General features: G+C 59.6%; 19 protein-coding genes. 12 read left to right on the top strand and 7 right to left on the bottom strand.

The window, feature by feature from the left end:
* Positions 1-3: 3 nt before the first annotated feature.
* Complete coding sequence (gene fabI / locus AB7M26_RS17150; protein WP_007906751.1) at positions 4-798, top strand: enoyl-ACP reductase FabI; 795 nt, start codon at positions 4-6, stop codon at positions 796-798.
* A gap of 223 nt (positions 799-1,021) precedes the next feature.
* Here the strand turns inward: fabI and AB7M26_RS17145 are convergent, their stop codons facing one another.
* Complete coding sequence (locus AB7M26_RS17145) at positions 1,022-1,888, bottom strand: LysR family transcriptional regulator (RefSeq protein ID WP_123495112.1); 867 nt, start codon at positions 1,886-1,888, stop codon at positions 1,022-1,024.
* A 114-nt stretch (positions 1,889-2,002) separates the two neighbouring features.
* Between AB7M26_RS17145 and AB7M26_RS17140 the strand changes: the two genes are divergently transcribed.
* Complete coding sequence (locus AB7M26_RS17140; protein ID WP_123495113.1) at positions 2,003-2,428, top strand: VOC family protein; 426 nt, start codon at positions 2,003-2,005, stop codon at positions 2,426-2,428.
* A gap of 35 nt (positions 2,429-2,463) precedes the next feature.
* Here AB7M26_RS17140 and AB7M26_RS17135 read toward each other — a convergent pair whose 3' ends face one another.
* From AB7M26_RS17135 to AB7M26_RS17120, 4 genes are all read right to left on the bottom strand, one after another.
* Positions 2,464-3,075, bottom strand: coding sequence for a GGDEF domain-containing protein (locus tag AB7M26_RS17135; RefSeq protein ID WP_123495114.1), 612 nt, complete (start codon positions 3,073-3,075; stop codon positions 2,464-2,466).
* Positions 3,076-3,148: 73 nt separating this feature from the next.
* On the bottom strand, positions 3,149-3,727 hold the full coding sequence (locus AB7M26_RS17130) for a hypothetical protein (RefSeq protein WP_123495115.1): 579 nt from the start codon (positions 3,725-3,727) through the stop codon (positions 3,149-3,151).
* Position 3,728: 1 nt separating this feature from the next.
* Positions 3,729-5,897 carry a xanthine dehydrogenase family protein molybdopterin-binding subunit gene (locus AB7M26_RS17125; RefSeq protein ID WP_123495116.1) on the bottom strand — a complete coding sequence of 723 codons (2,169 nt, stop codon included), beginning with the start codon at positions 5,895-5,897 and terminating at the stop codon, positions 3,729-3,731.
* A 24-nt stretch (positions 5,898-5,921) separates the two neighbouring features.
* Positions 5,922-6,377, bottom strand: coding sequence for a (2Fe-2S)-binding protein (locus AB7M26_RS17120; protein WP_007906916.1), 456 nt, complete (start codon positions 6,375-6,377; stop codon positions 5,922-5,924).
* 262 nt (positions 6,378-6,639) lie between these two features.
* On the opposite strand from AB7M26_RS17120, the gene AB7M26_RS17115 reads away from it, so the two are divergent.
* Both AB7M26_RS17115 and AB7M26_RS17110 read left to right on the top strand, forming a co-directional pair.
* Positions 6,640-7,143 (top strand): VOC family protein, encoded by a 504-nt coding sequence (locus AB7M26_RS17115; protein ID WP_123495117.1) that lies wholly within the window; start codon positions 6,640-6,642, stop codon positions 7,141-7,143.
* A 34-nt stretch (positions 7,144-7,177) separates the two neighbouring features.
* Positions 7,178-8,011: an AraC family transcriptional regulator gene (locus AB7M26_RS17110; protein WP_123495118.1), complete on the top strand. Its 834-nt coding sequence runs from the start codon at positions 7,178-7,180 to the stop codon at positions 8,009-8,011.
* Positions 8,012-8,155: 144 nt separating this feature from the next.
* Here AB7M26_RS17110 and AB7M26_RS17105 read toward each other — a convergent pair whose 3' ends face one another.
* Positions 8,156-8,743, bottom strand: a complete 588-nt coding sequence (locus AB7M26_RS17105) for a LysE family translocator (protein ID WP_063343467.1) — start codon at positions 8,741-8,743, stop codon at positions 8,156-8,158.
* Between the two features lie 242 nt (positions 8,744-8,985).
* On the opposite strand from AB7M26_RS17105, the gene AB7M26_RS17100 reads away from it, so the two are divergent.
* From AB7M26_RS17100 to AB7M26_RS17090, 3 genes are all read left to right on the top strand, one after another.
* Positions 8,986-9,198, top strand: coding sequence for a DUF1059 domain-containing protein (locus AB7M26_RS17100; protein ID WP_008074349.1), 213 nt, complete (start codon positions 8,986-8,988; stop codon positions 9,196-9,198).
* Between the two features lie 150 nt (positions 9,199-9,348).
* Complete coding sequence (locus tag AB7M26_RS17095) at positions 9,349-9,639, top strand: hypothetical protein (protein ID WP_123495120.1); 291 nt, start codon at positions 9,349-9,351, stop codon at positions 9,637-9,639.
* 234 nt (positions 9,640-9,873) lie between these two features.
* The gene (locus AB7M26_RS17090; RefSeq protein WP_123495121.1) at positions 9,874-10,494 is read left to right on the top strand and encodes a LysE family translocator; all 621 of its coding nucleotides are present in this window, start codon (positions 9,874-9,876) and stop codon (positions 10,492-10,494) included.
* A 3-nt stretch (positions 10,495-10,497) separates the two neighbouring features.
* On the opposite strand, the gene AB7M26_RS17085 is transcribed toward AB7M26_RS17090, so the two are convergent.
* A complete protein-coding gene (locus tag AB7M26_RS17085) occupies positions 10,498-10,911 on the bottom strand; it encodes a VOC family protein (protein WP_123495122.1) in 414 nt (137 codons plus the stop codon).
* A 125-nt stretch (positions 10,912-11,036) separates the two neighbouring features.
* Between AB7M26_RS17085 and AB7M26_RS17080 the strand changes: the two genes are divergently transcribed.
* The 5 genes from AB7M26_RS17080 (at position 11,037) to AB7M26_RS17060 (ending at position 15,518) form a co-directional block, all read left to right on the top strand.
* The gene (locus tag AB7M26_RS17080; protein WP_429385304.1) at positions 11,037-12,119 is read left to right on the top strand and encodes a bifunctional transcriptional activator/DNA repair enzyme AdaA; all 1,083 of its coding nucleotides are present in this window, start codon (positions 11,037-11,039) and stop codon (positions 12,117-12,119) included.
* Positions 12,120-12,164: 45 nt separating this feature from the next.
* A complete protein-coding gene (locus tag AB7M26_RS17075) occupies positions 12,165-12,977 on the top strand; it encodes an isocitrate lyase/PEP mutase family protein (protein ID WP_123495124.1) in 813 nt (270 codons plus the stop codon).
* A 75-nt stretch (positions 12,978-13,052) separates the two neighbouring features.
* Positions 13,053-13,670, top strand: a complete 618-nt coding sequence (locus AB7M26_RS17070) for a DNA-3-methyladenine glycosylase family protein (RefSeq protein ID WP_123495125.1) — start codon at positions 13,053-13,055, stop codon at positions 13,668-13,670.
* Between the two features lie 241 nt (positions 13,671-13,911).
* Positions 13,912-14,853, top strand: a complete 942-nt coding sequence (locus AB7M26_RS17065; RefSeq protein ID WP_123501455.1) for an IS110 family transposase — start codon at positions 13,912-13,914, stop codon at positions 14,851-14,853.
* Positions 14,854-15,029: 176 nt separating this feature from the next.
* A complete protein-coding gene (locus AB7M26_RS17060; RefSeq protein WP_123495126.1) occupies positions 15,030-15,518 on the top strand; it encodes a GFA family protein in 489 nt (162 codons plus the stop codon).
* Positions 15,519-15,580 lie beyond the last annotated feature (62 nt).

The following is a 15,580-nucleotide window of genomic DNA, read 5'->3' as shown; positions in this document are numbered from 1 at the left end:
CACATGGGTTTTCTCGCCGGTAAGCGCGTACTGATCGTCGGTGTCGCCAGCAAGCTGTCCATCGCATCCGGCATCGCTGCCGCCATGCATCGCGAGGGCGCTGAGCTTGCCTTCACTTATCAGAACGACAAACTCAAGGGTCGTGTCGAAGAATTCGCACAAGGCTGGGGCTCCAGCCCTGAGCTGTGCTTCCCGTGCGATGTGGCCAGCGATGAAGAAATCGCCAAGGTCTTCGAAGCACTGAGCAAGAAGTGGGACGGCCTGGACTGCATCGTGCACTCCGTCGGCTTCGCCCCGGGCGACCAACTGGACGGCGACTTCACCGAAGCCACCACCCGTGAAGGTTTCCGCATCGCTCACGACATCAGCGCCTACAGCTTCGTGGCCCTGGCCAAGGCTGGTCGCGAAATGATGAAAGGCCGCAATGGCAGCCTGCTGACCCTGTCCTACCTGGGCGCCGAGCGCACCATGCCGAACTACAACGTAATGGGCATGGCCAAGGCTTCTTTGGAAGCTGGCGTGCGTTACCTGGCCGGCTCCCTGGGCCCGGATGGCACCCGCGTGAACTGCGTATCGGCTGGCCCGATCCGCACCCTCGCCGCTTCCGGCATCAAGAACTTCCGTAAGATGCTGGCCGCCAACGAAGCGCAAACCCCGCTGCGTCGTAACGTCACCATCGACGAAGTCGGCAACGCCGGCGCCTTCCTGTGCTCGGACCTGGCGTCCGGCATCAGCGGCGAAATCATGTACGTGGACGGCGGCTTCAACACCACCGCCATGGGCAACATCGAAGAGTGATCTTCGGTTAGCCATGAAGAAACCCGCCGATTCAGGCGGGTTTTTTTATGCCTGCAATCTTGCAGCGCACTCGATCAACTGTGGGAGCGGGCTTGCCCGCGATTGCGGAGTGTCAGGCAACATCAATGTTGGATGTGATGACCTCATCGCGGGCAAGCCCGCTCCCACAGTAATCCGCGCCGTACACAGATTTTGTGTTCACTACTCCCACAGGGGATGGTGTTCAGTCGTCGATTTGTGTCAAACACCGCGCAAACAACTGCTGGATCGGTTGTGTGCGCTGGCTATAACGCTGCAACAGCACGATCTCCCGGTAGAACGTCAGCTCACCCAACGGGATGATCCGCACCTTCGCCCCATGCTCAAGCCACAGCCCAGCCTCGGGCAATAGCGAAACACCCAGCCCGCATTCGACCATTTTGACGATAGCTTCCAGCTCATCCAGCTCCAGAGCTACCTGCACATCAATCTGCTGCTCACGTAAAAAGCGAGTTACCAAGCGCCCACCGAAAGAATTGCGGTCGTAGCGTACGTGGGGATGGTTGGCGAGTAACTGCAGCGGGTCGTCGCCCTCAAGGTCTGCCGGCACGATCAGCACAAACGGCTCCCGGCGAATGACTTGCACCGACAATTCCTTGGGCAATTCAAACGGTGGCTTGATCAGAATCGCCAGATCCACTTCGCCGGTGTCCACCTGACTCAACAGGCTCAGGGATACCCCCGGCACCAGCTTCGCCTCCAGCAATGGCGCCTGCTGCCGGAGTCGCAACAGCGCGCGCGGCAACAACCCGGTCTGGACGGTGGCCACCGCGCCGATCTTCAATTCGCCACGAAACTCGCTGACGCTATCACTGACGGCCATGCGGCTGAAGGTCTCAAGGATTTCCCGAGCCATCGGTAACGCCCGCTGCCCTGCGGCGTTGAGAATCGCCTGACGGCCGGTGCGATCGAACAGGCGAATGCCCAACGCCTGTTCGAGGTTGCGGATCTGCGCGCTGACCGCCGACTGGGTCAGGCCAATGTGCATGCCTGCCGCAGCGAACGTGCCATGACGTGTCACGGCAATGAAGGTTTTCAGTTCCCGCAGCATGCGGTTCTCCGATTGATCGAAATAATTTGAGCTCGTCGCAAAAACTATCGTCTTTCAATCAAAAAGCACAGGACTAAACTCGGTCTTAACTCTCAACCCGTCGAGGCACGTCCGATGCAACTGTCCCCTTTTCACTTGGCCATCCCGGTTTACGACTTGGCCGCTGCCCGGTGCTTCTATGGTGAAGTGTTCGGCCTGGAAGAAGGTCGCTCCAGCGATCACTGGGTCGATTTCAACTTTTTCGGCCATCAACTGGTCATTCATCTGGCACCGAAAAACGCTTCTCAGGAAGCCGCCCACACCAACGCCGTGGATGGCCACGACGTACCGGTGCCGCATTTCGGTGTGGTATTGGGGATGGCGGAATGGGAGGCCCTGGCCGAGCGTTTGAAAGCCCTTGGCACGCGCTTCGTGATCGAACCGGGTATCCGCTTTCAGGGATTGGTGGGCGAACAGGCGACGATGTTTCTCTTCGACCCCTGCGGCAATGCTCTGGAGTTCAAGGCATTCAAGAACATCGACCAGTTGTTCGCCAAATGATCCGGGCACGTTGCAGCGCTATTGCAAGACGCCATTCAACAATGACGGGCGTCGCGCAGCGCCTTATCGACCAGGGCCAGCAAGTCTTCCGCCGTCTGGTGCAGCCGAGGATCAAACTCGATCTGCCCGATACTGAAGCGAATGTCATAGCCACGATGCGCCGTGGCATTGCGTTCATCGAGTATTTCTTCGAGGCGCGCTCTGATCGCGGCGATTTCCACGGCGTCGGTGCCGGTCAACAAGGCAGCAAACTCATCGCTGCCGAGCCGACCGATCACATCGCTTTCACGAAAGGCGATGCGCAGGACATCGGCAAAGGTTTTCAGGGCGTTGTCGCCCTCGGCGCGACCGTACAGCTGGTTGATGCGCTTGAAATCATCAAGGTCGAAAAACAGCAGGGTCGCGGGTATGCCCAACTGCTGACAGGCCTCCAGCGCCAACCGGGCCAAAGCCTCGAAGCCATGACGATTGGAGAGCAGCGTCAATTCATCCATGCTCGCCATCTGCACACCCGTCAGTTCTTGCTCGGCCTTTCGCGCCAGGTCGCGCAATACATCGCGATCCTGCGCCGCGCTGTCGAGGATGTTCGGTGCACGCAAGGCATCTGCGCCAACGCCGGGTTTAAACGATTTGCCTGGGGTTAACATCACTCACTCCTTGATGGGTATGAACGTTAGAGTCGCTCATACCCGGTATGACTCCCTATAAACGCGCCGCTGGTCAGCTTCCTGCCACCGGACACGGCCCTCCAGCATCGGCCCAGAGCTTGAACTGGGTGACAAAAATGTCGTGGGGCACCGGCACCGGCGCCCGTCCCTCGCCCGGGCGCCAGCCCCAGAGCACCAGTTTGTCCTCGCTGACGTGCTTGATCAGCGCCGCAAAATCACGGTCGCCATTACTGGAACGATCCTTGATCATCGCGCACAACTTGTCGGCTGGCAGCCCAATCCAGGCCATCTTGTGTGCGGCTGGCGGCAGGCTCCAATGCGGTGCTCCGGGTGGAGCGTTGGGACCATAACTGGCCGGCGGATTGCGTTCGGCATGACAACTGGCACATGGCAAACCGGCTGCGCCTTTGCCGTCCAGGCCGCGAACCACATTCATTGCGTGAGGAACACCGGCGTCGAACTGCAACGGTGAATCGCCGGGGATATGACAGTTCTGGCAACGCGGGCTCTGGAACACTTTCTGCACCGTGTCGAACGCCTTCACCGCCTCTTTATCATCAGCGAACAGGTCCGAGGTATAACCACCCAGGCCGATCAGCATCACCGCGCCCCAAAATACATGTCGTCTCATCTCACACCCCCGACAGTTGCAACGGCAGTTCCCGCAGACGCTGCCCGGTCAGGGCAAACACCGCGTTCGCCACGGCCGGCGCCACGGGCGGTACACCGACCTCGCCAATGCCGCCGGGCTTGTCGCTGCTGGGGACGATATGCACCTCGACCACCGGCATCTCGTTCAGGCGCAGCACCTGATAATCGTGATAATTGGACTGTTCCACCTGACCGTCCTTGAACGTCAGTTTGCTGTGCAAGGTAAAACTGAGACCAAAGGTGATGCCTGACTCCATCTGCGCGGCGATGCTCTGCGGATTGACCGCAATGCCGCAGTCCACCGCACACACCACCCGGTGCACGCGAATCGCCAGATTGTCCTGGGACACCTCGGCCACCTGGGCGACATAACTGCCGAAAGACTCATGCACCGCCACGCCCAATGCGTGACCGTCTGGCAACGGTGCTTTCCAGTTGGCTTTCTCTACTGCCAGATTCAGGACGCCCAGATGCCGCGGATGCGCCTTGAGCAAGGCGCGTCGGTATTCCACCGGATCCTTGCCGGCGGCGTCTGCCAGTTCATCGATCAACGACTCCATGACGAATGCAGTGTGGGTGTGCCCCACCGAACGCAACCACAGCACGCTGATGCCGGTTTGCGGCGAATGCAGTTCGACTTGGTGGTTGGCCAGCCCCTCAAGGTAAGGACTGTCGGCCACGCCTTCGACGGAGGTTTTGTCGATGCCATCCTTGACCATGGTCGCCGCGAACGACGTGCCCGTCAGGATCGACTGCCCGACCAGCACATGCTTCCAGGCCATTGGCATGCCGTCGGCACCCAGCCCGATGCGCGCCTGATGCAAGAACGCCGAGCGGTAATAACCGCCGCGAATGTCATCCTCTCGGGCCCAGACGGTTTTTACCGGCGCGCCCGCCGCTTTGGCAACGTACACGGCTTCGCTGACAAAATCCGAGGTCGGGTTGGCCCGACGCCCGAAACCGCCACCGAGGAATTGGGTGTGGATCTCTACCTGTTCGGGTTTGAGCCCGGTGATCTTCCCCGCGATCATCTGATCCAGCGTCTGAAACTGCGTGCCGGTCCAGATTTCGCATTTGTCCTTGGAAATTTTCACCGTGCAGTTGAGCGGCTCCATCGGCGCGTGAGCCAGGTACGGCACGCTGTATTCTGCTTCAATCGTCTTCGCTGCTTTGCCTAGTGTCGCCGTCGCATCCCCGGCCCGACTGGCGGAAGTGCCGGGGGTGGCGGCGAGTTTACGGAAGCTTTCCAGCAGTTTCTGACTGTCGAGCCCGGCGTTCGGCCCCAGGTCCCATTCGACCTTCAGCGCATCGCGCCCCAGCTTCGCCGCCCAATAATGATCGGCAATCACCGCGACACCCGTGGGCACCTGCACCACTTTGTGCACGCCCGGCACCGCCAGTGCCTCGGCGCCTTCGAAGGATTTGACGCTGCCACCGAACACCGGTGGACGTGCAACCATCGCCGTCATCAGCCCATCGAATTGCACATCCATGCCGAACTTCGCCTGCCCGGTGATTTTCTCCGGGGTGTCGAGGCGCTTAGTGGGTTTGCCAATGACCTTCCAGTCCTTGGCCTCCTTGAACTTGATCGAGGCCGGATCCGGCACCGGTAACTTGCCAGCGTCATCCGCCAATTCGCCGTAAGTGGCGCGCTTGTCGCCGGCCATGACCACGCCCGATTCGGTGCGGATCTGCGAAGGAGCCACGTCGAATCGCTTGGCCGCCGCCTCAATCAGCATCAAGCGCGCCGCCGCTCCGGCCTGGCGATAGCGGTCGAACTCCATCCAGGTCGACGTCGAACCGCCGGTAATTTGCATCCCGCCGAATCCCGGCAGGCCATAATCGGCCGCCGAGGCCGGCGCATGTTCGACACGGATTTTCGACCAGTCGGCGTCCAGCTCTTCGGCGATCAACATGGTCAGGCCGGTCCAGATGCCCTGGCCCATTTCCGAATGACCGAGCAGCACGGTGATGCTGTTGTCGTTGCCAATGCGTAAAAAGGCATTGGGGGCGAAGACGTTTCCTTGATTCTCGGCGCCGAGGGCAAAGCGATTGGCACCGGGGATGACAAACGCCACCACCAGACCGCCGCCCAACACCGCACTGCCCTTGAGAAAACCGCGACGCGAGACAGGGTTGATTCTGTTCATGGGTCAGCTCCCTTCGACGTGGTATCAACCGATCTCGGCGGCGCGTTTGACCGCGGCGCGGATTCTTGGGTAGGTGCCGCAGCGGCAGATGTTGCCGGACAGCGCCTGGTCGATGTCGCTGTCGGTGGGCTTGGGGATCTTCGCCAGCAACGCGGCCGCCGACATGATCTGCCCCGACTGGCAATAACCGCACTGAACCACGTCGAGTTCGGCCCAGGCTTGCTGGACCGGGTGCGAGCCATCGGCGGACAAGCCTTCGATGGTGAGAATTTTCTGCCCGTGGGCCACCGCCGTGGCAGGCGTGATGCAAGAGCGCAGCGGCGCGCCGTCGACGTGTACGGTGCAAGCGCCACACTGGGCCATGCCACAACCGAATTTGGTGCCCGTCAGGTGCGCGACATCGCGCAGCACCCAGAGCAACGGCATGTCCGCCGGGACATCCAGTTCCTGGTCCTTGCCATTGATATTAAGGGTCAGCATTGCGGGTTTCCTCAGACTCACGGTGTTCTGAAGGGGCGAGCCTCGCTCCTGCAAGGTCGGCGGGTTACGCGCGCCTTGGGTTATCCCTACAGCTAAGCGCAATTTGACCCACAAGCCATGTTCATCGACCACCGGTCGCCGCCCATTCGCTCCAAACGGGTTGGGGAAATTCTCACGACTTGTCGATCTATGGCACAACCGGACCACCACAGGCTGACTACGCTGATAATCCAGAGTGATTAACCCGCAGAGGAGCACCGCCATGCACCGCGTTCAAAAACTCACGCCTTGCCTGTGGTTCGACGATCAGGCCGAGGACGCCGCGAAGTTTTACTGCGCGATCTTCGATCATTCCAAAATCGCCGGCATCACCCATTACGGCAAGGCCGGTCAGGAAATCCACGGCCGGCCGGAAGGTTCGGTGATGACCGTCAGTTTCGAACTCGATGGGCAGAGCTTCACCGGCCTCAACGGTGGCCCGGTTTTCAAGTTCAATGAGGCGATCTCATTCCAGGTCAATTGTCACACTCAGGAAGAAGTCGACCACTTCTGGGGGCGCCTGTCTGCGGGCGGTCCCGTTGAAGCCCAGCAATGCGGCTGGCTCAAGGATAAGTTCGGCGTGTCGTGGCAGGTCGTGCCGGTCGTTCTGATGGACATGATGAAAGACCCCGACACAGCCAAATCCCAGCGCGCCATGGCGGCGATGCTGCAAATGAAAAAACTCGACATCGCCATGCTGCAACGAGCCTTTGACGGCGAGAGCTAATACACTCCAAAGCAGAACCGCCGAGGACGCCAGGATGAAGCACTCCGTCACCAAAGATGCTGACAAAGCCCCGCGCTTCTGGCGTGACGACGCCCTGCCCTTCATCGAAGCCCGTTCCATCGTCGACGGTCGCGAGGTCTGCTACAGCCGGCATTCCCATGCGCACTTTTCCATTGGCGCGATCACCGCCGGGCGCAGCACCTATATTCACGAGCAATCGGAGTTTCAGGTCAGTGCCGGCACCGTGGTGCTGATGAATCCGGGCGATGTGCATGCCTGCAACCCGATCGACGACCAGCCGTGGTCGTACTTGATGCTGTACGTCGAGACGCCTTGGCTGACCGATTTGCAGCATCAGCTCGGCTTCAGCCAGGACTCGGCGTTTCGCCGGTTTTCCATCACTCACAATCGTGACGTCGAGCTGTTTGCTGGCCTGAAGAATTTGTACGAGGTGTTGATCGACCCGCAGCAAGACGTGCTGCGCAAGCACAGCGCGGCGGTGGAATTTTTCACCGACGTGCAACAGCGGCTCAACCCTGTCGAGCAACCGCTGCGCGAACCCAATTTCAAGCTGGAACGGGCCGCCGACTATATCCGCGACAACTGCACACACATGCTCAAGCTCGAGGATATTTGCGAGGCGGCGCAACTGTCGCCGTCGTACCTGATCCGCGCGTTCAAGCAGCATTACGGCATGACGCCCCATGCGTTTCTAATCAACCGGCGCATCCAGTTCGCGCAGGAACAACTGCGTAACGGCAAGTTGATTGCCGATGTGGCGCTGGAAGCAGGGTTTGCTGATCAGGCGCATTTTCAGCGCGCGTTCAAACAGCATCTGGCGGCGACACCGGGGCAGTATCGCGGCTAAGTCAAGCGACTAAAAACCCTGTGGGAGCGGGCTTGCCCGCGATAGCGATACTGCATTCGACATCATTGTTGGCCGACCAGACGCCATCGCGGGCAAGCCCGCTCCCACAGAGAAAACATTGGCAATAAGAGTTGTGCCGGGAACCTACGGCAACAGCAAATACCCCGCACTCACCGCCAGCAACAACGCCATGACCCGATTGAACAGGCGCATCCCCGCCGGATTGCTCAGGTAGCCGCGCAAAAACGTGCCGGCATAGGCCCAGCACCCCACCGACAAGTAGCAGATCACCAGATACACCGCCGCAAACTGCCACACCAGCCGCGCCTCGCCATCGGCGACAAACGCGCCCATCCCCGCCACACAGGCCAGCCAGGCTTTCGGGTTGAGCCATTGCATCACCGCGCCATACAGCATCGATGGCGCCCGCCCCGACTCCTTGGCATCGAGTTGACCGTTATCAGTGGCCAATTTGAAAGCCATGAACAACAGAAACGCCACCCCCGCCCATTGCACCACCCGCGTCAGCGCCGGCCAACGCTGCAACACCTCATGCAATCCCAACCCCATCAGCACCAACAGCAGAACAAACCCCAGGGTCGCCCCGGCCACATGCCGCTGACTGGCGCGAAAGCCGAACTGCGCGCCAGAGCTCAACGCCACAATGTTCACCGGTCCCGGTGTAATCGAAGCTGCCAGCGCAAACGCGGCCATGGAAAGAATCAGACTCATTGCATACCTTCTTCAATTCAGTTGAACCAGGCTTCAAGGTAATGAGCAGCCTGAACGCCGTATTGAAGAAAACGCCCCTCTGCGTCATTGCAAGCCTGCCACGATGCGCCCTGTGGCGAGCCTATACTCTAAGAGTTGGCACACTCGAAGCGACCTGCAATCGTGTTTGATGTACGGGGTATCGCGTCGAGTGATCGTTCACGCAGGCCACGGCCTGCCTTCGTTGTAGGGAGGAAAAGATCATGGCGCGTAAATACATCGACTGCCGCGAGTTTCCAAGCGATTCCAAATGCTCGGTCGCGCTGTCCGCAGACTCTGAAAACGAACTGCTCGAGGCCGCCGCACAGCATGCGGTCAGCGTTCACAAGCACACCGACTCACCGGAACTGCGTGCGCAACTGAAGACGATGTTTCACGACGGTACTCCGCCTGTTGAAGCACCGCGTCCCGCATAGGAGCTGCCGAAGGCTGCGATCTTTTGATCTTGATCTTCATCAGGACCGCCGGGAACATAAATAGGGACACATAAAAAGGGACAGACCACGATTTAAGGCATATGCCGAGCAATCGTGGTCTGCCCCCTGTTTTCCCCAAAGGAGACGACCATGTATGCGGTTATAAGAACCTACCTGGGTGCTGGAGCAAAACAGCTTTTCGAGCTTTTGGAAGAGCGCAAGGCCGACGTCGAAACTACCCTGCGGACAGTGCCAGGCCTGGTAAGCTACACACTGCTGAATACGGGTGATGGCGGTACGGCGGTGACTGTTTGCACGGACAAGGCCGGCAGCGATGCGAGCTTGAAAGTCGCGCGTGACTGGATTCAGAAAAATGCCTCGAATATTCACGCGAACCCGCCGATCGTGACGGAAGGTCCGGTCATTGTGCAGATCAAATAGCGTGCATCTTCAGTTGATCTTACGTTAAAAGGGACAAACCGCGATTCAAGGCAAATGCCGGGCAATCGTGGTCTGTTCCCTGTTTTTCTCCTACCTGAATGACAAAGGAGATCCCCCTGTACGTTGGTTAACCAAGCCGGCACAAGTGTATGGCGATTTGCGTTCACCGCTGTATGGGCCGGCCCACTCGTCACTCATGATAAAAATACGGTTCTCGTTACTGGAGCCGTCGTCATGGACCTCGCCACCCTCACCCTGTTTCTCCCGGCCTGCTTCGCCCTGAACATGGCTCCCGGCCCGAACAATCTACTGTCGGTCAGCAACGCTACCCGTTATGGCTATCGTCGCGCCTGCGTGGCCGGCGTCGGTCGTTTGCTGGCGTTTGCCGGGATGATCGCCCTGGCCGCCGCCGGGTTGTCGGTGGTGCTGCAAACCTCGGAATGGCTGTTTTATGCGATCAAGATCATCGGCGCCGCTTACTTGTTGTACCTGGCCTGGCAATTGTGGCGCGCCAATCCCGAAGCCGAGCAGCTTGTGACCGCCGCACCAATTGGTATTGTCGCTCTGGCGCGGCAGGAGTTTCTGGTGGCTGCGGGTAATCCCAAGGCTATTTTGCTGTTCACCGCATTCCTGCCGCAATTCGTCGACCCGACTCGACCGATTGCCGTGCAATTCGTCGTACTCGGCGCGTTGTTCCTGCTGCTGGAATGGATCGCCATCAGCGCCTACGCCTACATGGGCCTGCACATGCGCCGCTGGTTCGCCGAACCACGGGGCAAGCAGATTTTCAACCGTTGCTGCGCGGGATTGTTGTCGGCTGCGGCCTCGGTGTTGTTGATGGCGAAACGGGCCTGAACTTTACCCTTGGGACGGCCCTTTCAGTTCGACCTGATTGCCGTCCGGATCGAAGCAATAGATCGACAGCCCGTGGCCTTCGGCGCCGAAACGCACGGCGGCTTTCTCGGGGGTCAGGCCGAAGGACCGCAAGTGACTGACCAGCGCGTCCTCATCGAAAGGTTCAATGCGCAGGCAGAAGTGATCGACGTTGCGCTGTTCGCGGCCAGGGGCAGCACCGCCCTTGCGGCCGAGTTCGCCCTGGATGTCGACCAGGTCGATCATCGAGGTGCCCGCACGCAAATGCACCAGGCCCAGATCGTCACGGCGCTTGACCAGTTCGGCGCCGAATACCTCGCCGTAAAAAATGATACTTCGTTCGAGATCCTTGACGCGCAGGACGATGTGATCGATGTGTTTGATCGTGAACGGTTGCATAGGATGATTCCTGAAAATATCGTTTACAGCATGACCGGTGACCCGATGACTGTAGCGCAGGGCCACAAAAATTCACTGTCGATTTTCCGGTGGAGGCGCCGGGCGACGCAGCATATGCTCAGCCCATGAACCTACAAAACGCTGTGCTTCCGCCCCACGCCGAGATGGTTCGCGCCATGCTCGAACGCGACACCGCCTATGAGGGGGTGTTCTTTACCGCGGTCAAAACCACTGGCATTTTCTGCCGCCCCGGCTGTACGGCGCGCAAACCGAAGCCGGAAAACGTTGAGTTTTTCGCCCATGCCGATGAGGCGATGTCGACGGGCTATCGGGCCTGCCTGCGTTGCAAGCCACTGGACGCCGCGGCCATCGCGCCGGACTGGGTGCAGCGGCTGCTCAAATCCGTGGACGCCGACCCCGATCTGCGCTGGACCGATGCCCAGTTGCTGGCCGAGGGCATCGAGCCGCTGAAACTGCGCCGCTGGTTCAAGCAGCATTTCGGCATGACCTTTCACGCCTGGCTGCGCAGCCGGCGCCTGGGCATCGCCCTGGGTGGCATCAAACAGGGCGCATCCATCGACAACGCCGCGTTCGACTCCGGCTACGAATCCCTGAGCGGCTTTCGCGATGCGTTTCAAAAGTCGTTCCATATCACGCCCGGCCGCGCTGCCCACAGCGAGCCACTGCTGTTCACTCGACTGACCACGCCGCTGGGGCCAATGATCGCCATGGCCGAACAGCGTGGGCTGGTGCTGCTGGAGTTTCTCGATCGACCGGCATTGACCAAGGAAATCGAAGAACTGCAGAGCCGTTATGGCTACGCCGTGGCACCCGGTCACAACGGGCATTTGCAGCAGATCGAAGAAGAACTGGCGCAATATTTCGCTGGCAAACGGACAGAATTCAACGTGCCACTGTACCTGCCCGGCAGCGCTTTCGCCCGACAGGTGTGGGCCGAGCTGATGAAGATTCCGTACGGCAAGACCACGACTTATGGCGCTATCGCCGCGCAACTGGGCAACCCCGGCGCCAGTCGCGCCGTGGGCCTGGCCAACGGACAAAACCGCTTGGCGATTATCCTGCCCTGTCACCGGGTGATCGGTGCAGACGGCTCGTTGACCGGCTATGGTGGAGGACAGCCGCGCAAGGCGTTTCTGCTCAGGCTGGAAAGCGCCGCGGTGCAAATCACCGAGCAACTCGCGTTCTGATCACGCCACCGTTTATTCAAAAAAAGTCATAAGGAAGGACATTCGATGGACACACTCGACAACCAATTTCACCAACTGCATCAGAGCGGTTTGCTGATTTTAACCAACGTCGCCGATGCCACCGGGGCGCGACTGGTGGAACAGCTAGGCAGCAAGGCTGTCGCCACCAGCAGCGCGGCGGTGGCTTGGGTTCACGGCTACCCGGATGGCAATACCTTGCCGCTTGAACGTCTCGTTTCCACCGTTGAATCCATCGCCCGAGTCATCACGGTGCCGTTGACCGTGGACATTGAGGCCGGTTATTCCGATGACCTGGGTCGGGTCGCAGAAGTGATCGACGCCGTCATCGCCGCCGGTGCCGTGGGGATCAATATCGAGGACGGTGCTTCGCCGCCCGAGCTGCTGGCCCACAAGATCGAAATCGCTCGCCAGGTTGCCAATCGCCGGGACGTGAAGTTGTTTATCAACGCTCGCACCGACGTGTATCTCAAGGGCTTGGTACCGGCCGAAGATCGCGTCGCAGAAACACTCAAACGGGCCGCGTTGTATCAGGCCGCAGGGGCTGACGGGCTGTTCGCGGCGGGCGTCACGGCGGCGTATGAGATTGAAGCGTTGTGCCGTGGCACAACGCTGCCGGTGAACGTGCTGGGTTTCGCGGGTTTGCCTTCGCCGGAAGAACTGCAAGCCCTCGGCGTGCGCCGTTTGAGCGCCGGCTCGAGCATCGCCGAATTCCTCTACGGCGCCATGGCGTCGGTAGCCAAAAGCTTTCTGGAAACCGGAAAACTCGATAGCAGCGACCTCAAGGCCTTCACTTATGGCCAAGTGAACGCCCTGCTGCCCCCCTCCGGCAAAGTTTGACCGCAAGCAATGGAGTGCGGCGCTGCGGAGTGAGGGCTAATCTCCCCCGCAGTCACCCGCGCTTCAGGATGCTCCATGCCCGACACCTACCAACTGGCCAGCGAATTTCTCTCGGCCCTCGACGCCGACTGGCAACGCCACATCAGCGCCATCGGCCCCTGCCTGCATCAGCCCCATGCGGCTCGCGATCCTTACGAATCGCTGGTGCGGGCGATTGCCTATCAGCAACTGCATGCCAAGGCCGGCGATGCGATTGTCGGCCGGCTGCTGGCGTTGTTTCCGGCGAGCACCTTCCCAAGGCCTGAGCAGATTCTGGCGACCGACTTCGAGCAGATGCGTGGTTGCGGGTTTTCCGCCAGCAAGATCGCGACCATTCAGGGCATCGCTCAGGCAGCTCTGGACGGCGTGGTGCCGGATTACGCCACGGCCCTGGCCATGGACGATGAAGCCTTGATCGAGCGCTTGATCACCTTGCGTGGGGTGGGTCGCTGGACCGTGGAAATGCTGCTGATCTACAGCCTGGAGCGGCCGGACATTTTACCGGCCGATGACTTTGGCGTGCGTGAGGGTTATCGGCGGCTGAAGGGGCTGGAAGTACAGCCGACTCGTAAGCAGATGATTGAAATCGGGATGGCGTGGCGCCCTTATCGGACGGTGGCGGCGTGGTACTTGTGGCGGGTGCCCGGCCGGTAGACCGCGTTATCGTTCTTCGCGAGCAGGCTCGCTTGTATGGTAGGACTTGAAGGGAGGAGGAGGGACAAGGCTCGATTCTGACTGTTGACGCAGTACAGACCGTGGGAGATTTCGCCCCTCCTCCTTTCACCCAAGCGCCGATAAAGAATGCATCTGGCTAGACCGACGATAGGAACAAGCCTGCGCCTCTGGGTGAGCCCTTCAAGTGCTCAAACCTTATCCCGGAGGAAATCCTGTGGCAATGCCGGTCTCTCTATCAAAACCGATCGTAGGTGTGGATGTCGCCAAGAATGAACTGGTGATTTATCAGTCTGATGGTGATTTTCTTGAAGAGATTCCCAACACCAGAACATCCATCAAGCAGTGGCTGAAGGCGTTGTCGGGGACGGTGGCTATTGCCATTGAGGCGACCAACATTTACCACCTGGACTTCGCTGATCTGGCCTATGAGGCCGGTTGCACGATTTACATGGTGGGAGGCTATGAACTCAAACATTATCGCGAAGGCGTGAAGATCCGTGCCAAAACCGACGCCCTGGATGCCAAGCTGCTGGCTCGTTACCTGAAGAACGAAGCCGAGGAGTTGCGTCCTTGGACCCCGCCCTCACCGCTGTACCGCCAGCTCCTGAGCCTTTTCCGCCGTCGCGCAGCCTTGGTCCAGGCCAGGGTCGGCCTGGTGCAGAGCTGGTCGAATGAACCGCTGCTCAAGGCGGCTTTTGCCGAGCAAGTGAAGTCCATGCAGCAGCTTGAGACGCTGATCGAAAAGACGATCAACGATCAGCTCAAAGAAGCTGGTTTGCTCGGTCAATTGAAGCGCTGCCTGAAAGTTGAGGGTATTGGATTTTTGACTGGGGCCCGCTTGATAACTGCATTTCAGCGAGGAGATTTTAGAAACGCGGATGCATTTATCGCCTTCCTGGGCATGGATTTACGGGTGGCGAAATCAGGACAGAAGGACGCTCGCCGCAGTTTGACCAAGCGCGGCGACCCCGAGGCCCGCCGGCTTCTGCACAATGCAGCGATGTCGGCTAGCCGTACGAAAGCCTGGAAAGGGTATTACGAAGAACAAAGAACGCGGGGTTTCAGCACCACTCAGGCGCTGGTAATGCTGGCTCGCAAGCTGGCTCGGGTCGTATTCGCCCTGCTGAAAGGACAGAGCGAATATCAACCCAAAGCCGGTTGAGGGCTTCCCCTCAACCATAGAATCTCCCACAGGGGACTTTTTGCGAACACATTATTTGTGAACACTGAAGATCCAATGTGGGCGCGATAGCACCGGCACATCCAGCATAACTTCAAGTCCAGGAACGCGGACAGTCTAGGCTGTCCTGAGTCATCCCAACCTCATTGGAGGTTCCCATGCAGCTCGAAGGCTCCTGCCATTGCGGCGCGGTGTCGTTCAGCCTGACCAGCGCCCACCCCTACCCTTATCAACGCTGCTATTGCTCGATCTGTCGCAAGACCCAGGGCGGTGGCGGTTATGCGATCAACATCGCTGGCGATGCCACCAGCCTGAAGGTGCGCGGTCGCAAGCACATCTCGATTTACCATGCGCGGCTCAAGGAAAAAGGTGACAAACGCGCCCACCGCAGCACCGCCGAGCGGCATTTCTGTTCCGTTTGCGGCTCGGGATTATGGGTGTTCAGTCCTGAATGGCCGGACCTTGTCCACCCATTCGCCTCGGTCATCGACACGGCGCTGCCGGTGCCACCCGAGAACACGCACGTAATGCTCGGTTCGAAAGCATCATGGGTAGAAGTCCAGACGCAGCCCGCTGATCGACGGTGCAATAGGTGGCCTGAAGAGTCCATCGCCCAATGGCATGAGCGCCTGGGTTTGAGCCGCTAAGCCCGTTCACGACAAAGCCGGATCAAAAGATCGCAGCCTTCGGCAGCGCCTACGCCGACCGT

This window comes from Pseudomonas sp. F-14 TE3482 (assembly GCF_053629455.1).
Note: the sequence above shows the minus strand (reverse complement) of the source record. Positions and strands in the feature narration are given on the sequence as shown.

Excerpts from the sequence above, each read along its gene's own strand:
- fabI (WP_007906751.1), top strand. The coding sequence starts at position 4 with ATGGGTTTTCTCGCCGGTAAGCGCGTACTGATCGTCGGTGTCGCCAGC.
- AB7M26_RS17145 (WP_123495112.1), bottom strand. The coding sequence starts at position 1,888 with ATGCTGCGGGAACTGAAAACCTTCATTGCCGTGACACGTCATGGCACG.
- AB7M26_RS17140 (WP_123495113.1), top strand. The coding sequence starts at position 2,003 with ATGCAACTGTCCCCTTTTCACTTGGCCATCCCGGTTTACGACTTGGCC.
- AB7M26_RS17135 (WP_123495114.1), bottom strand. The coding sequence starts at position 3,075 with ATGTTAACCCCAGGCAAATCGTTTAAACCCGGCGTTGGCGCAGATGCC.
- AB7M26_RS17130 (WP_123495115.1), bottom strand. The coding sequence starts at position 3,727 with ATGAGACGACATGTATTTTGGGGCGCGGTGATGCTGATCGGCCTGGGT.
- AB7M26_RS17125 (WP_123495116.1), bottom strand. The coding sequence starts at position 5,897 with ATGAACAGAATCAACCCTGTCTCGCGTCGCGGTTTTCTCAAGGGCAGT.
- AB7M26_RS17120 (WP_007906916.1), bottom strand. The coding sequence starts at position 6,377 with ATGCTGACCCTTAATATCAATGGCAAGGACCAGGAACTGGATGTCCCG.
- AB7M26_RS17115 (WP_123495117.1), top strand. The coding sequence starts at position 6,640 with ATGCACCGCGTTCAAAAACTCACGCCTTGCCTGTGGTTCGACGATCAG.
- AB7M26_RS17110 (WP_123495118.1), top strand. The coding sequence starts at position 7,178 with ATGAAGCACTCCGTCACCAAAGATGCTGACAAAGCCCCGCGCTTCTGG.
- AB7M26_RS17105 (WP_063343467.1), bottom strand. The coding sequence starts at position 8,743 with ATGAGTCTGATTCTTTCCATGGCCGCGTTTGCGCTGGCAGCTTCGATT.
- AB7M26_RS17100 (WP_008074349.1), top strand. The coding sequence starts at position 8,986 with ATGGCGCGTAAATACATCGACTGCCGCGAGTTTCCAAGCGATTCCAAA.
- AB7M26_RS17095 (WP_123495120.1), top strand. The coding sequence starts at position 9,349 with ATGTATGCGGTTATAAGAACCTACCTGGGTGCTGGAGCAAAACAGCTT.
- AB7M26_RS17090 (WP_123495121.1), top strand. The coding sequence starts at position 9,874 with ATGGACCTCGCCACCCTCACCCTGTTTCTCCCGGCCTGCTTCGCCCTG.
- AB7M26_RS17085 (WP_123495122.1), bottom strand. The coding sequence starts at position 10,911 with ATGCAACCGTTCACGATCAAACACATCGATCACATCGTCCTGCGCGTC.
- AB7M26_RS17080 (WP_429385304.1), top strand. The coding sequence starts at position 11,037 with ATGAACCTACAAAACGCTGTGCTTCCGCCCCACGCCGAGATGGTTCGC.
- AB7M26_RS17075 (WP_123495124.1), top strand. The coding sequence starts at position 12,165 with ATGGACACACTCGACAACCAATTTCACCAACTGCATCAGAGCGGTTTG.
- AB7M26_RS17070 (WP_123495125.1), top strand. The coding sequence starts at position 13,053 with ATGCCCGACACCTACCAACTGGCCAGCGAATTTCTCTCGGCCCTCGAC.
- AB7M26_RS17065 (WP_123501455.1), top strand. The coding sequence starts at position 13,912 with ATGCCGGTCTCTCTATCAAAACCGATCGTAGGTGTGGATGTCGCCAAG.
- AB7M26_RS17060 (WP_123495126.1), top strand. The coding sequence starts at position 15,030 with ATGCAGCTCGAAGGCTCCTGCCATTGCGGCGCGGTGTCGTTCAGCCTG.